Below are 15,960 nucleotides of genomic sequence, written 5' to 3' on the forward strand. Positions count from 1 at the left end.
TAGATATCAGCCATACGGGATCGTACATGAAAGTACTGGTGGTAGAAGATGAGCAGACATTGGCGGCGCAAATTGCCGAGGCGCTCACCCAACATCAATGGATAGTTGAGCAGTCGCACGATGGTATTGATGCGTTGTACCGTGCCACTAGTGAAACCTGGGATGCGATAGTGCTCGATCTTGGCCTGCCCAAACTCGATGGCCTGACGGTATTGCGTAGTCTGCGATCAGAAGGTATTCATACACCGATTATTATTTTAAGTGCGCGAGCAGAGCTGCACCAACGTATTGATGCCCTCAATGCCGGAGCGGATGACTATTTAACTAAACCTTTCCAGATGGCCGAGCTGGTGGCTCGGTTATCCGTGCAGCGTCGCCGTGCGGCGGGGCATGCCGCCTCTGTGCTACAGATTGGTGCATTAACGCTCAATACTCAAACAGCCGGTGTGACATGGCAGGGCAAAACAGTGGATCTGACCTCACTGGAATATAAAGTCTTGGCGTATTTAATGCACAATCAAGGCAAGGTTGTCTCCCGTACCGATTTGGTTGAACGTATCTATCAACAGGATTTTGATCGTGACTCCAACACTATTGAAGTCTTTATCGGGCGGATCAGGCGTAAAATTGACAGCCAGATTATTCAGACTGTCCGCGGCTTAGGCTACCGGATTAATGATCAGTAGCCCTGCTAGCCTGCGTCAGCGGGTATTGAGTGCAACCATCGGTTGGTTACTGTTGGTGTTACTCACGGCAGGGGTGTTGTTACCCGCTATTTTTAACCACTATTTGCGTGATGAAGCTAGCAAAACGTTGACGCTGTACCTTGATGAGCTGAGCGCGCGAATCGAATTATCTGCCGAGGGAAAGCCGGTTGTCACCGGTTTACTCAGTGACCCGCGCTTTCGTCAGCCCTATAGCGGGCTTTACTGGCAGGTCAGCTCTCCGGCGGGTGTTATTCGCTCACGATCATTGTGGGATAGCCGCCTGCAGCAAAAACCATCGGAAGATATTATTGCCGCAGACAATGCTGATCGGCAGTGGGTTGGGCCAGAAAACAGTGCTCTAATTACGGTTTCGCGTACGCTCACGTTACCCGACTATGCATATCCGTTGCACCTTCAGGTCGGGCAGGATGAGTCTTCACTGCGGCAGACACTAACACGGCTGACCCACAGTTTTTGGGGCGTATTACTTGTACTCGGCCTTGGCGTGGTGGTGATTATTGGCGGGCTGATCAATTGGTCACTGCGCCCATTACGCCGTATGCAGCAGCAACTTTCCATGGTCAGAACGGGTGAGCAAGAGCAACTCAACGGCACTTTTCCGCGTGAAATTGCGCCACTGGCCGCTGATCTGAACGCACTGCTGTTTCATTACAGTGCACTGCTGACCCGTGCTCGCCACCATACCGGCAATCTGGCACATGCGCTCAAAACCCCGCTGGCGGTGCTTGGCAACCAGATAGCGCTGTTACCTGCGGCTCAACGCCAGCCAATGCAGCAGGTTTTAGCACAGTTGCAACAGCAGATTGACAGCCATCTGGCGCGTGCTCGCATCGCAGGTGCCAACAATATTCTGGCCGTGCGCTGCATTCCGGCGTTACGCGCCGATCGTATTATTATGGCGATGGAAAAAATCTATGCAGGGCGGAATATCGTCTGCATTAATGAGCTCGACAGTGATCTGGCATTAGCCGTGTCGGATGATGATTTTGATGATATGGCCGGTAACCTGATTGAGAATGCCTTCAAGTGGGCAGGTAGCATGATTACGCTCAGTGCCATAGAGCAGGCTGAATCGCTGATGCTGGTGGTTGATGATAACGGCTCAGGGCTGGATGAAAAGCAGTGTCAGCAGGTATTACAACGTGGTGTGCGGCTTGATGAAACCGTGGTAGGCAGCGGTCTGGGGTTGAATATCGTTAATGAGATGGCGCTTTCGTATCGTGGAACGCTACAGCTGCAACGCAGCCCGCTTGGCGGGCTGCGAGCAATACTGATATTACCCAAGGCTCGCCCTAAGGTATATCGAGAATCGTAATCGTAAATGTTTCACGATTTACTGTAGTTACTGCACCATCCCGCGTGCCGGATGGGAATTCTCACACCGCATCTGCCACAGCATCCAGACAGCCAGCAGGGTGCTGCACGCTGGCATGGCCATCCAGATACCGTTAACGCCCCAGAAATGTGAGAATACCAACAGAAAACCACCAATGAACAGCAATTTACCGCCGGTTAGGGTTGAGGCCAGCAGCGGTTTATTTACTGCCTGAAAATAGGTTGCGCCTACCAGTAACAGCCCTTCCATCGGTAAGCCCCAGAAGTAGCGGTAAATCCCGTTAACCGCTTCCCTGTTCAACGCAACATTATCGCCGGCAAACAGCTGAGTCACCAGATGCGGGAAAATATAGAGGAATGTCATGCCCAAAATACCCAATCCGGCGGTAATCCCTAAGGCCAGATTCCGTATTTTTCGCACGCGATCTTCTAGACCCGCACCGGCATTAAAACTGGCAATCGGCTGAATACCGAGCGCGATCCCCTCAAAAATCAGGTAGAAAAAAGCCTCGGCATAGCTGACCACACTGTAGGCTGCTACATGCAGGGCATTTCCCACGCTCATAAATGCTTTGTTGTGCAGTGCCAACACCACTGACAGATAGAGATACATTAATAGGCTCGATGTGCCTAAACGCAGGATCTCTACAATCAATTTTATACGAGGGATCAGTGCTCGCCATGATAGGCGTAACTGGCTGCGCTTAGAGCAAAAATGCGCCAGACACAGCCCACCGCTGATCAGCTGTGACAGCATAGTGGCAAGGCCCACACCGGCTAGCCCAAGCGGAATAATGGCTAGAAAAGTATAATCAAGCAGCACGTTTAGCGTACCGCCAAAAATCATAATATAGGTAACCCGTTTTGGTTCACCATCATTGCGTAGCAGGGCAGAGAAACTCATTGAGAGCATCGCTGAAAAGCCCAGCATAAAATACCAGCGCAGGTACTCAATTCCGGCTGTAAATATCTCTCCGGTAGCACCTAGCCAGCGCAACATAGTACCACCATAGGTCAGCCCGATAGTGCCGATAATAATTGCCGCTGCGATTACCAACACAAGGGCATTGCCGACAATATTTCTTGCCTGCTCAATCTTCCCCTGACCTAAACGCAGTGAAACCAGTGATGATGCACCCATTCCGATCATAGCGCCGATTGCATATAGCACTGATCCCACCGGATACGCCAGCATTACCCCCGCAAGACCCTGTTCGCCCAAATAGTGGCCGACAAAAATACCGTCAACGGTCACGTACACACCACTGATCACCATGGCGGTAATGGTAGGCAGTGTATAGCGCCAAAAAAGCGTTAACAGCGGTTCGGTGGCCAGCGAAGTATCATTTTCCTGTGGCGGTACGGCAGTTGAAGTCATGGTTATTGGCTCGGTCGCGTAATAATTGCGTGATTAACGGATTAGCATAATGAACAGAATAGTCTGCATATTCCGGCGGAATTGTAGCAAATTTACCAATAATGTAGGCGTAGTTACTAATTAAAATACAACAAACAGTCTAAAGTTCTGTGTATCTGTATTGGTATGCAAATAACCGAGAGAAAATCAGCGTAATTCACGGTAAAAAATGTGATATACAACATATTCAGCTGTTCAGATGCGATCATGAATAAGCATTTTGCTCTGCTTTCTGTTTTAATCATGGCAATGTTATTTTATGAATAAAATCAGTGAGGTTACTGGATGTTTGGCTATTCACCGGTGCCACAAGTTCGTTTATCAACTGAGCGGTTAGTTGTGCGTTTGGCACATGAGAAAGATGCAGTGAAAATAGCTGAATATTACCGCGATAATCGTGATTACCTGCAACCTTGGGAACCGATACGTGATGCTGGCCATTTTACCGTTAGTGGCTGGAATGCACGCTTATCACTGATCTCGGAGTATCACCGGCAAGGTGCGGCGTTCAGTTTTTTACTGCTCGATCAGGCCGAATCGCGCGTGCTGGGCGTAATTAATTACAGCAATATTATTCGCGGGGTATTTCAGGCCTGTTATTTGGGCTACTCGCTGGGCAAGCAGTTTGTGGGAAAAGGGCTGATGTATGAAGCCTTAAAAGAGAGCAACCGGTATATGCTGGAAAAACAGCAACTTCACCGAATTATGGCTAATTACATGCCGCATAATCAACGTAGCGGCAATTTACTGGCTCGGCTTGGTTTTGAGCGGGAAGGTTATGCCAAAGAGTATTTGCTGATTAACGGTATGTGGCAGGATCATATCATGACGGCCCTGACAAACCGCAACGGGAAAGGCTGCGCATAAATCAGATTATTGTGCTAATAATAACAAGACTTTCAGCAAGATAGAGAGGTTTATGTGAAGATTCAACTAACGGCTTATGAAGCGCGGGTGATTGGCTGTTTGTTAGAAAAACAGGTAACAACACCGGAACAATACCCTTTATCACTGAATGGCTTAACTACGGCCTGCAACCAAAAAACTAACCGAGATCCGGTCCTCGAACTGTCAGATTCAGAAGTACAAAATGTTCTCGATGATCTGCTGAAAAAGCGCTTAATCCGAGACCTATCAGGGTTTGGCCACCGAGTGGCAAAATATGAGCACCGGTTTTGTAACTCCGAATTTGGGCAGCTAAAGCTAAATCCGCAAGAGTTTGCACTGATTTGCACCTTGCTGTTGCGCGGCCCGCAAACTGCCGGTGAGCTGCGTACCCGAACTCAGCGTTTAGCTGAATTTTCCGATGTACAAGCTGTTGAAACGGTGTTGGAGAAACTGGCTACCCGTGATGATGGCCCGTATGTAGTGCAATTGCCACGTGAAGCAGGTAAGCGCGAAAGCCGCTATATGCATCTTTTTTGTGGTGACAGTGTCTCACCAAATGTGCAAATACAAGAGTCCGAATCACCGGCTTCTGTTCAGCTAGAAAATCAGCGCATAGCAGAATTAGAAGATAGTTTGTACGCACTACAACAACGGGTGAGTGTGTTAGAAGAGAGTTTACAACGGGTTTTATTCGCTCAACAGACGCTATCTGAATAAGCATAATGGCGAATTAAAATAAAAAAAGATCCCACAAGGGGATCTTTTTTTGGCACGTAATGGTTGAGCATGATGCTTGCTTCAACCAATAAGGTGATTACATACGTTCAACCGTATCGATACCCAGCAAATCAAGGCCCTGCTTAAGGGTTTTTGCTGTCAGTGATGCTAGTTTCAGGCGGCTGTTACGCAGGGCCTGATCGTCTTGATTGAGGATCGGGCACGCTTCATAGAAGCTTGAGAACAGACCGGCTAGCTCATACAGGTAAGCACACATCAGGTGAGGTTCACCTTCACGCACAACGCTGTAAACCGCTTCTTCAAACTGCATCAGTTTGATTGCCAACGCTTTTTCGCGGTCATCATTTAAAATGATGTTACCGGTTAAGCCGTTTTCATCAATATTGGCACGCTTAAAGATAGAAGACACACGGGTATAGGCATATTGCATATACGGTGCGGTGTTGCCTTCAAAGCTCAGCATGTTTTCCCAATCGAAGATGTAATCGGTTGTCCGGTTTTTTGACAGGTCAGAATATTTTACTGAACCCATTGCCACGGCATTAACAACCGAAGCACGCTCTTCTGCGCTCAGATCCGGATTTTTGTCGGCAATTAACTTTTCTGCCCGCTCGGTAGCTTCATCGAGCAGCTCAGAAAGCTTAACAGTACCGCCTGAACGGGTTTTGAACGGGCGGCCATCTTTACCTAGCATCATACCGAATGCACAATGCTCAAGTGTCATGCTTTCAGGGATATAACCGGCTTTGCGGACAATGGTCCATGCCTGCATCAGATGTTGATGCTGGCGTGAGTCAATGAAGTATAAGGCACGATCTGCTTTGAAGTTATCCCAGCGATATTTTGCACAGGCAATATCGGTGGTGGTGTACAGGTAGCCACCATCGCTCTTCTGCACGATAACGCCCATGGCTTCGCCATCTTTGTTTTTGAACTCGTCAAGGAACACCACTTGTGCGCCTTCACTTTCAACTGCCAGACCGCGTGCTTTCAGATCAGCCACAATACCTGGTAGCATTGAGTTGTATAGGCTTTCACCCATCACATCTTTACTTTTCAGGCTAACATTCAGGCGATCATAAATGCGCTGGTTTTGCTCCATGGTGATATCAACCAGCTTACGCCACATGCTCAGACAATAAGCATCACCGCCTTGCAGTTTCACCACATAACCACGTGCACGCACGGCAAAGTCTTCATCTTCGTCGTAGCATTTTTTCGCTTCGCGGTAAAATGCCTCGAAATCAGACAGTACAAGATCAGCATTGCTGTCATTCTGGATTTTTTCCAGATAAGCGATCAGCATACCAAATTGTGTGCCCCAATCACCTAAGTGGTTGGCACGAATAACATTATTACCCAAAAATTCAAGGGTACGAACAACAGCATCACCAATAACAGTTGAGCGAATGTGGTGAACGGCCATCTCTTTGGCAACGTTAGGTGCTGAGTAGTCAACCACAATGGTTTGGCTTGGCTGTGTTGCACAGACATTTAACTTATCGTCAGTCAGTGCTAGCGCGGCTTGTTCAGCAACCCACTCCGGGTTTAAGAAAATGTTGATAAATCCAGGGCCGGCAATTTCAGTTTTACAGGCGATAGCACCCAGACTCAGATTCTCAAGCACTTTCTCCGCCAGTTGACGTGGTGCGATACCGAGTCGTTTCGCTGCGCCCATCACACCGTTAGCCTGATAGTCACCAAATTGTGCTTTTGCTGATTGGCGGACCATAGAATCACAATCAGCAGGTGCACCCGCTGCGATCAGCGCTTGGCTAACCTTATCGGAAATAAGAGCTTGTATATTCATCTGATTGCCTTCAATCGAACAGTTAATTATTGTGCACATAAACAAACAGCAACGATATCATCGGTATTGATAAGCGTTATGCCGAAGAATAATGCGTGAAGCCGTGCACAGAGATACAGAATACTGGGTATCATACCCGTGCAACAGAGCCATGAAAACCCCACAGGTCATCCTGACATGTGTATATAAGCTTAAACGAGGATAAAAGATGTCAACCCCATTTGCATGGATAAATGAGTTAGCAGATCTTTCTGACACACTGCACGATTTTGTGACGCAAATCACGCAGTTAGCCACAGATCTTGGGGTCGATATCCGCCGTTATCCGGCCGATCATATTGCGGTGCGTTGCAATTCACAGGAAACGGCGGCGCGCTGGCATCAGGGCTTATTGCAGGCCGGTGAAATGTTCTCACAAAAAAATATCAATGGCCGCCCGATTTGTCTGTTTTCACTGCATCAGCCGTTATCAGTTGGGCCGTGGATGATAGATTGTCTGGAGTTGCCTTATCCAAATGCAAAGCACTATCCGCGTGAGGGATGGGAGCATATAGAACTGATTGTTGCATCAAAAGCCGAGAGTATCGCTGATATGGAGTCTGCTGCGTTACAGGCGATTCCAACATTATCAGCATGGATGAATACAAAAGTAGCATCATCAGAAACGACAACGGTGCGCTACAAAGCGAGTATGCCACGTGCTGATGATGAACAGCATGCAAACCCGACGCTAGCATTTTCCCGCGATGGTATTACCCTAAAAATTCACCCCTTATCTATCCGTGATGTTGTCGGGGGCATGATAAAGCGGTCTTAAACATGTCGTTATGTGCTGTATTTGAGCAGAGTTTTGTACAAAAATAAATCAGTGAAATGTGGCGAATATCCGTGAAATATTTGTAAACATAAGACAAGCATTGTGACAACTTTTCGTTAGTCTTTTTGCCGTTAAATCGTCAATTTAGCGGTCAGCTGAACAGTCGTGTTAAATGACTGTTTTTTGAAAGATTGATGAAGGTGATTACAATGAAATATACAGCAGGTGCTGCTTTGATCCTCGGCGTATGTGCGCTTTCTGGTTGTGCAAATACCGGCATGTATGCCGGTGACGTATTTTCAGGCCAAGATGCCAAAATGGAGCAAAACATCAGTTACGGCACGATAGTATCGGTTAGGCCGGTAAAAATTCAGGGTGGCCAGCAGCAGGGGCCTAGTCTGGGCGGTATCGGCGGAGCGGTAATCGGTGGTCTCATTGGTAGCGAAGTGGGCGGCGGTGTCGGGCGTGATATTGCCAGCGCTGCGGGTGCATTGGCCGGTAGCGTGGTGGGTTCAGACGTGGGGAATCGTCTAGATCAAACCGAAGGCTTGGAAATGGTGATCCGTAAAGACAATGGCCAGGAAGTGGTAGTGGTACAGCAAGCCGCACCCGGTTTTGTGCCGGGCGCGCGCGTTCAGCTGGTGGGTAACGGCGGTCAGGCGACCGTTTCACTGATTGGTGCAGGTTACCCGTACGGCAGTGCCTATTCTGCCAATAATGGGTATGCACAATAAATAGCTGAGCAGGTATCACCGCTGGATATATACAACTGTTGAGCCCGTGGCCACCTCTTGCTAGCTTGAATGCTGATCCGATTCACATTAAGAAAAGTAACGGGAAGACAATTATCCCTTGTGATGTGACAGGGTCGGCTATACTCACAGCGTAGCAGTTGACAACATTCCGTATTTGATAATCGCACGGTGGTTTCTTTTTAGTGTGTTTACCCGTGGTATAACATGGCTAGTTTATTGTTGTTAATCTGTGATAATAGTTGATTAATCTGCTGTTTTTTTGATTAATGGCACGTTTGTTACACTAAAGCAGTGTGTTTGGCTGTTATATTTTACCGTTTTTCAGTGATAACTCTGTTTCATGACATATGCAGCATCAGATGTATGTGACTGATGTGAAATGCCAGTATGACAGCAGGTTAACGGTATCTGAATGGCAGTGTTGCAGGTTTTAGTGATGCGGTTTACAAGCTCTGTGCTTGCAAATAATGGTTATGCTAACGGAGGTTACAATGAACACACGTTTAGGTGCTGTTGCGCTGATGGTAATTGGTCTGGCCGGTTGTGCGAATACAGGCATGTACTCGGGTGATGTATACAGCGGCTCGCAAGCGAAAACTGTACAAAATGTGCAGTACGGTACAATTGTGTCGGTGCGTCCGGTCAAGATTCAGGCTGAAAGCTCGGGCTTAATTGGTGGTATTGGCGGTGCAGTAGTTGGTGGATTGCTCGGCAGCACGATTGGTGGTGGTACGGGGAGCGATATTGCAACCGCCGCCGGTGCGATAGCGGGTGGTGCGCTGGGTAAAAAAGCCGAAGAGGGCATGAACCAGATTGATGGCGCTGAGATGGAGATCCGCAAAGAGAACGGCACATCTGTTGTTGTCGTACAAAAAGCCGATCCGCGTTATCAGCCCGGTGTACGCGTGCGTATGGTCGGTGGCAGCAATGATATGACGGTTTCTGTAATGTAACGGTCTCTGTAATGTAATGGGCGTAAATCGCCCATTATATGAAAATCAAAAGCTGTACACCGAACTAACGGGTACAGCTTTTTGTTATCTGCGTAGTGTAACCTCTGCGATATAACACCGATCATCACACCAGTTTTCTATCAGTGAACTGTTTTTGTCAGTCAACAGAAATTTTATCAGTGACAGGGAAACCACAGAGACAGCGATCTTACCTTTATTGCTGTTCTAGTGAAGCTTTAAGCGCAAAAACGGCTCTTTCCATACGATCAAGTGCTTGATTTAGCAGCGCACGGGTACAGCCAAAATTCAGCCGCACAAACGCGGCATCACCAAAATCGCCTCCAGCAGATAACCCTATTCCCGCATGTTCAAAAAAACGGTGCGGATTTTGTACCGGCAGGGCAGAACAGTCAATCCACGCCAGATAAGTGGCTTCCGTGTGGGCCAGCGTTAAATACGGCATCGCGTTAACTCTCTCTTCGGTGATATCCCGATTGATCCGCAGATAGTCAAGCTGCGCCTCGAGCCATGCATCTCCGGCCAGATAAGCTGCTTCTGCCGCCGTGTAAGCCATAATGTCGACACTCGGCACAATACCGGTACGCGTCTTAATAAACTGCTGGCGTAATTTATCATTAGGAATAATGGCGATAGACGCGCCTAATCCGGCAATATTAAAGGTTTTTGATGGTGCCATCAGGGTGATTGAGCGCTGCTCTGCATCAGCATTAAGTGCGGCAATCGGAATATGAGGCTGATTATCCAGCAGTAAATCACAGTGAATTTCATCACTACAGATCAGTAAATTGTGCTGACGGGCAAATTCAGCCTGTGCCAGCAGCTCTTCACGGCGATAAATTGTGCCGCCCGGATTTTGTGGGTTACACAGCATCAGCAGTTTTTCATTGCCCTGCATCTCACTGGCGATACTTTCTAAGTTCATCACCCAGCGGCCTTGTTGCAGGGTTACGGGGGCCATAACCTGTTCAATACCGGCAAAAGCCGATGATTTTACAAACGGTGGGTAAATCGGCGAGGGGGCAATGCTGCGCTGACCTTGGGCAGTAAACGCTCTAACGGCTAGATTCAGGCCACAGACCAGACCGGGCAGGAACACCAACCACTCAGGCTTGATAGCCCAGTTATAGCGAGTTTGCATACGGGCAATAAATGTCTCGATCAGCACTGTTGATGCGCCATAACCATAACCAAACACACCATGTTCTACCCGTTTATGCAGCGCTTCAATCACCGCAGGTGGAGAGCGAAAATCAGTGTCAGCCACCCACATCGGTAGAATATCTTCACCGGCATATTTGTTCCATTTATCGCTATCACTGTTGTTACGATTAACTAAGGTATCAAAATTAAACAGTGTGTGTGTATTGTCTGTGAAAGGTTCGGGTGATTGCATTGACAGGCTCTCCTTGCCAGCCCGAAATGGGCATCTCTGATGTTATCCCGCATAAGTATGGGGATAGGGCGTTTACGAATCATGTCTTTAAGATAGCGAAAATGCAAGGTGTGCAGAGAAGAGAAAGTGAGGGGAAAGTAAAGAATAAAAAAAGGGCCCCGTAAGGCCCTTAGAATGCGTTGGCAATACTGCGTTATACACGCAAACTATGCGTTATCGCGATCCATATTTTCAGTCTGCTCTAACCATAAGGCATTGATAATGCCAAATGAACAGGCTAACAGCACACCGAGAATCCAAGCAAAATACCACATTGTTCTGGTCTCCTAAGAGGCTGATTAATAAGCTGAAGGGTTATCTTCAATATGCTTGGTATCGATACGGCCAAACATTTTGTAGTAGCACCAAATTGTATAGGTCAGAATAATTGGTACAAAAATCACGGCTGCACCGAGCATGATCCCCAGCGTTTTCTGGCTTGATGTTGCATCCCACATAGTCAGGCTTTGTGCCGCCATGATGCTTGATGGCATAACAAACGGGAACATAGTGACACCGGCAGTCAGGATGATGCAGGCAATCGCCAGCGATGATGTCAGAAACGCTAAACCGGCCCGCTCAAAATGCGATGCAATGATAGTCAGCAATGGCATAAACACACCTACCGCAGGGATAGCCCACAGAATAGGGAAGTCATTGAAGTTCTTCATCCATGCACCAATCTCTACCGCAACGTCTTTATGCAGCGGGTTAGATGGGCCGTTCGGATCAATCACCGAGGTGATGATATAACCCGGAATGCCTTTCATCACCCACACACCAGCCAGTGCAAAGCAGACGGTGGTGATTAGCGCGGTGATTTTTGCCGCAGTACGGGCACGCACATGCAGCTCACCCATGGTTTTCATTTGCAACCAGGTAGCGCCCTGCATCACCAGCATCATCAGGCTGACAACACCACACAGCAGACCGAACGGGTTCAGCAAGCCGAAGAAACCACCTTGATACTGTAGACGCAGCAGGTTGTCTATTTCAAACGGGACACCTTGCAGCAGGTTACCAAAGGCAACACCGAATACCAGCGCAGGCACTGCGCCGCCGATGAACAGGCCCCAGTCCCACATGGTGCGCCAGCGGGCATCTTCAATTTTTGAACGGTAATCAAAACCGATAGGGCGGAAGAACAGTGCGGCAAGCACTAACACCATCGCCACGTAGAAGCCGGAAAAGGCTGCTGCGTAGACCATTGGCCATGCGGCGAACAGCGCACCCCCTGCAGTGATCAACCAAACTTGGTTACCATCCCAGTGCGGTGCAATGGTGTTGATCATCACCCGACGTTCGTTATCTGTTTTACCGATGATCGGCAATAGCGCACCGACACCCATATCAAAGCCGTCAGTGATAGCAAAACCAATCAGCAGTACACCGATCAGCAGCCACCAGGCAAAGCGTAGCAATTCATAATCAATCATGGTTGGCTCCTGAGTTATGCGTTAGTGTCAGTAACAGCGGGTGCACTTTTTTGTTCAAAATGGTAACGGCCGGTTTTTAGGCTGCTTGGGCCTAAGCGGGCAAATTTGAACATCAGATACATCTCTGCAATCAGGAACAGCGTATACAGACCACAAATCAGCAGGAGTGAGAACAACACCTGACCTGAACTGATGGATGATACCGCTGAGGATACTGGCAATATCTCACCAACAGCCCAAGGTTGACGGCCATACTCAGCAACAAACCAACCCGCTTCAATAGCAATCCACGGCAGCGGAATGCCCCACAGTGCAAGTTTTAGCAACCATGGTTTTTGGTCAATTTTGTGGCGTGTTGTTTGGATAAAGGCCATGCCGATGATAAACAGCATCAAGAAGCCGACACCCACCATGATCCGGAAGCTAAAGAACAGCGGTGCAACTTTCGGAATAGAGTCTTTTACCGCTTGCTGAACTTGTGCGTCAGTGGCGTTAAAGACATCCGGTGCATACGGTTTTAGCAACAGGCCATAGCCCAGATCTTTTTTCGCATCATCAAACTGTGCACGCAGCTCAGGTGTATCTTGACCGGAACGCAGCTTTTGCAGCAGGTCATAGGCAACCATACCGTTACGGATACGCACTTCGTGCTCTTTCATCAGATCTTTCAGGCCGATGACAGGTGTATCAATAGAACGGGTGGCAATCAGGCCCAGTGCATAAGGAATGCGGATAGCGTAATCGGTACGCATCTCTTCCTGATTAGGAATACCAATCAGTGTAAATGCGGCTGGCGGTGCGTGTGTTTCCCACTCTGACTCAATGGCAGCGAGTTTCACTTTTTGCACATCACCCAGCTCATAGCCTGATTCATCACCCAACACCATAACAGAGAGGATAGATGCCATACCGAAGCTTGCTGCAATAGCAAATGAGCGGCGTGCAAATGGCATATCACGCTTTTTCAGCAGATAGTAAGAGCTGATACCCAGTACAAACATTGCGCCTGTGACATAACCGGCTGCCACAGTGTGAACAAATTTCACCTGCGCGACAGGGTTCATCACCAGATCAGCGAAGCTGACCATTTCCATACGCATGGTTTCAAAGTTGAACTCTGAACCTACTGGGTTTTGCATCCAACCGTTGGCAACCAAGATCCACAGTGCAGACATATTGGTACCAATTGCGGTTAGCCATGTCACCATCAGATGTTGGCGCTTAGACAGGCGATCCCAACCAAAGAAGAACATACCCACAAAGGTAGATTCAAGGAAAAATGCCATCAGGCCTTCAATGGCCAGCGGTGCACCGAAGATATCACCGACATAGTGAGAGTAGTAAGACCAGTTTGTCCCGAATTGGAACTCCATGGTCAGACCGGTTGTAACGCCCAGAGCAAAGTTAATAGCAAATAACTTACCCCAGAATTTGGTCATATCTTTGTAGATTTGTTTGTTGGTCATTACATAGACCGACTCCATAATGGCAAGCAAAAATGCCATGCCAATCGTGAGCGGAACAAACAAAAAATGGTACATTGCAGTCAGAGCGAACTGCAATCTAGATAGTTCAACAACGTCTAACATCACGACTCCTTGCTTTTTGCAGGAAGACTCCAGCTCTTGATCTTCAATCCTTGACGAAAGATCGTTATCTGTATTTTTGCGCTACAGATAAGCAAAAATACATGAGCCACAGAGGATTCAATTTCTGCGTTCATAAAGTGAGCAGGCGCACTTTATGAACGAAGTCATCACATAACAGCAACCTAAATGACAGGGTGACTAAATATTACGCTTCTAATCCCTTACACGGAATAGGTTTTTTAGTGATTCAAGTTATATTTTTTGTTGTCAGGTCAATTACATTTAACAACCTTCAACAGTAAAAATTGATCACGGTCAACACGCGCAGATGATACTCTCATTCAGAAATTGATGCAGCTCAATTCCAGCTAAATTAAAGCAAAATATGTAAACGATTTGTTTTATTTCAGCATGTTAGTCGTAACGTAGATACTGCATTCATTTAATATAGCCTGTTTTTCGGGTAAAACACGTAGGTCAATTAAATTATTTATCAATGTTAAAACAAATAAGTAACAAGTTGATTTGAACCGCTTACAATGTGTGTCTGGTATTAGTAATTCTAATGGCTAAGGCTTAAATTTTGTCGTTTCTGTTTTTCCCACCAACTGCATATAATTTGCGCCATCAACAGGGTAATCCATGTTGAAACCTTCTTTTTAATGAAAAAGTTTGAACCTCATCACTTCGGAGCAGATATGCGCACCAATACGCTTAACAAGTTCGTAAACTCTTATAAGAAATTATTCAGCGACTTGTTTATGCTGCACAATAAGTAGTGATTAGCTGAACTTACATGAACCCCGCATTGAATGTGGGGTTTTTCTTTTTAGGGATAGGGCAAAAGACATTGCAGCGCAATGTGTGATCTGTGACGCAACGAAGGGGGTAAAAATAGCGAAATGGCATAAAGCAGAGAGACCGCTTTATGCGCATACAGTAACCTGACCAAAGGTGTATGTGATCCGTTATCTTTTGAACAGGTCTTTTCTGCTCAGTTTTCTTGTGTGGGGGTTAAGCCGAAATGCTGGTATGCGCGTTGAGTGGCAATACGCCCGCGTGGTGTACGCTGTAAAAAACCTTGCTGGATCAGATAAGGTTCAAGTACATCTTCAATGGTATCACGCTCTTCACCGATAGCTGCTGCAAGGTTATCTAACCCGACTGGCCCACCCATAAATTTATCGATGACCGCTAGCAGCAGTTTCCTGTCCATGAAATCGAACCCTTCGACATCCACATCAAGCATATCGAGCGCCCGATTGGCGATATCAAATTCAATAGCACCGGTGCCTTTGACCTCTGCAAAATCACGCACCCTGCGTAACAAACGGTTGGCGATACGCGGTGTGCCCCGTGATCGGCGAGCAATTTCCAATGCGGCAAGATCGTTCATTGGTAATTCAAGACAGCGGGCACTGCGCTGAACAATCTGGGTTAACTCTTCGGTCTGATAAAACTCAAGGCGCTGCACAATACCAAAACGATCGCGCAGCGGCGAGGTTAATGAGCCTGCGCGTGTGGTTGCGCCTATCAGTGTAAACGGGGGTAAATCGAGTTTGATAGAGCGTGCAGCGGGGCCTTCGCCAATCATGATATCAAGCTGATAATCTTCCATGGCAGGATAGAGCACCTCTTCGACAGCCGGTGATAGCCGGTGGATCTCATCAATAAACAGCACATCATGGGGTTCGAGGTTAGTCAGCATGGCGGCCAGATCACCGGCCTTTTCCAGTACTGGCCCAGATGTGCTGCGCAGATTGACCCCCATCTCATTGGCGATGATATGGGCGAGCGTGGTTTTACCCAGACCCGGTGGGCCAAATATCAGCACATGATCCAGCGCATCTGATCGCATTCTGGCAGCCTGAATGAAAATATCCATCTGAGTACGGACATGCTCTTGTCCGATATATTCATCAAGCAGGCGGGGGCGAATAGCCCGATCAATCACTTCCTCTTCACGAGGGGCACTGACAGGGGAGATCAGACGGTCAGCTTCTATCATCCGGAAACCTTTTATTATCTATCAGCCCCGTGT

General features: G+C 47.7%; 14 protein-coding genes. 7 read left to right on the top strand and 7 right to left on the bottom strand.

Annotated features, from left to right (window positions below):
• Window positions 1–26 precede the first annotated feature (26 nt).
• Window positions 27–686 (top strand): response regulator transcription factor, encoded by a 660-nt coding sequence (locus AC1HDJ_RS07555; RefSeq protein WP_479534721.1) that lies wholly within the window; start codon window positions 27–29, stop codon window positions 684–686.
• Window positions 676–2,043, top strand: coding sequence for a sensor histidine kinase (locus AC1HDJ_RS07560; protein ID WP_479534724.1), 1,368 nt, complete (start codon window positions 676–678; stop codon window positions 2,041–2,043). Before AC1HDJ_RS07555 ends, AC1HDJ_RS07560 begins: the two co-directional genes overlap by 11 nt.
• Window positions 2,044–2,070: 27 nt before the next feature.
• On the opposite strand, the gene AC1HDJ_RS07565 is transcribed toward AC1HDJ_RS07560, so the two are convergent.
• Complete coding sequence (locus tag AC1HDJ_RS07565; protein ID WP_479534726.1) at window positions 2,071–3,441, bottom strand: MATE family efflux transporter; 1,371 nt, start codon at window positions 3,439–3,441, stop codon at window positions 2,071–2,073.
• A 324-nt stretch (window positions 3,442–3,765) separates the two neighbouring features.
• Between AC1HDJ_RS07565 and rimJ the strand changes: the two genes are divergently transcribed.
• Together rimJ and AC1HDJ_RS07575 are read left to right on the top strand one after the other, a co-directional pair.
• Window positions 3,766–4,347: a ribosomal protein S5-alanine N-acetyltransferase gene (rimJ, locus tag AC1HDJ_RS07570; protein ID WP_479534728.1), complete on the top strand. Its 582-nt coding sequence runs from the start codon at window positions 3,766–3,768 to the stop codon at window positions 4,345–4,347.
• A gap of 54 nt (window positions 4,348–4,401) precedes the next feature.
• Window positions 4,402–5,085: a YceH family protein gene (locus AC1HDJ_RS07575; protein WP_479534730.1), complete on the top strand. Its 684-nt coding sequence runs from the start codon at window positions 4,402–4,404 to the stop codon at window positions 5,083–5,085.
• Between the two features lie 97 nt (window positions 5,086–5,182).
• On the opposite strand, the gene argS is transcribed toward AC1HDJ_RS07575, so the two are convergent.
• Window positions 5,183–6,916: an arginine--tRNA ligase gene (gene argS, locus AC1HDJ_RS07580; protein WP_479534732.1), complete on the bottom strand. Its 1,734-nt coding sequence runs from the start codon at window positions 6,914–6,916 to the stop codon at window positions 5,183–5,185.
• Window positions 6,917–7,124: 208 nt separating this feature from the next.
• Here argS and AC1HDJ_RS07585 point away from each other — a divergent pair, with 208 nt between their 5' ends.
• The 3 genes from AC1HDJ_RS07585 (at window position 7,125) to AC1HDJ_RS07595 (ending at window position 9,441) form a co-directional block, all read left to right on the top strand.
• Entirely contained in the window at window positions 7,125–7,733 is a 609-nt protein-coding gene (locus tag AC1HDJ_RS07585) for a VOC family protein (RefSeq protein WP_479534734.1), read from the top strand.
• 209 nt (window positions 7,734–7,942) lie between these two features.
• Entirely contained in the window at window positions 7,943–8,467 is a 525-nt protein-coding gene (locus tag AC1HDJ_RS07590; protein WP_479534736.1) for an outer membrane lipoprotein, read from the top strand.
• Between the two features lie 512 nt (window positions 8,468–8,979).
• Entirely contained in the window at window positions 8,980–9,441 is a 462-nt protein-coding gene (locus tag AC1HDJ_RS07595) for an outer membrane lipoprotein (RefSeq protein WP_479534738.1), read from the top strand.
• A 214-nt stretch (window positions 9,442–9,655) separates the two neighbouring features.
• On the opposite strand, the gene AC1HDJ_RS07600 is transcribed toward AC1HDJ_RS07595, so the two are convergent.
• The 5 genes from AC1HDJ_RS07600 to ruvB form a co-directional block, all read right to left on the bottom strand.
• Entirely contained in the window at window positions 9,656–10,855 is a 1,200-nt protein-coding gene (locus AC1HDJ_RS07600; RefSeq protein ID WP_479534740.1) for a MalY/PatB family protein, read from the bottom strand.
• A gap of 206 nt (window positions 10,856–11,061) precedes the next feature.
• Window positions 11,062–11,169, bottom strand: a complete 108-nt coding sequence (gene cydX / locus AC1HDJ_RS07605; protein ID WP_438622987.1) for a cytochrome bd-I oxidase subunit CydX — start codon at window positions 11,167–11,169, stop codon at window positions 11,062–11,064.
• A 24-nt stretch (window positions 11,170–11,193) separates the two neighbouring features.
• Entirely contained in the window at window positions 11,194–12,330 is a 1,137-nt protein-coding gene (gene cydB / locus AC1HDJ_RS07610; RefSeq protein WP_479534743.1) for a cytochrome d ubiquinol oxidase subunit II, read from the bottom strand.
• A gap of 14 nt (window positions 12,331–12,344) precedes the next feature.
• Entirely contained in the window at window positions 12,345–13,919 is a 1,575-nt protein-coding gene (gene cydA / locus AC1HDJ_RS07615; RefSeq protein WP_479534745.1) for a cytochrome ubiquinol oxidase subunit I, read from the bottom strand.
• 994 nt (window positions 13,920–14,913) lie between these two features.
• Window positions 14,914–15,927, bottom strand: a complete 1,014-nt coding sequence (ruvB, locus tag AC1HDJ_RS07620; RefSeq protein ID WP_479534747.1) for a Holliday junction branch migration DNA helicase RuvB — start codon at window positions 15,925–15,927, stop codon at window positions 14,914–14,916.
• Window positions 15,928–15,960 lie beyond the last annotated feature (33 nt).

Source organism: Plesiomonas sp. ISS29 (assembly GCF_056522795.1).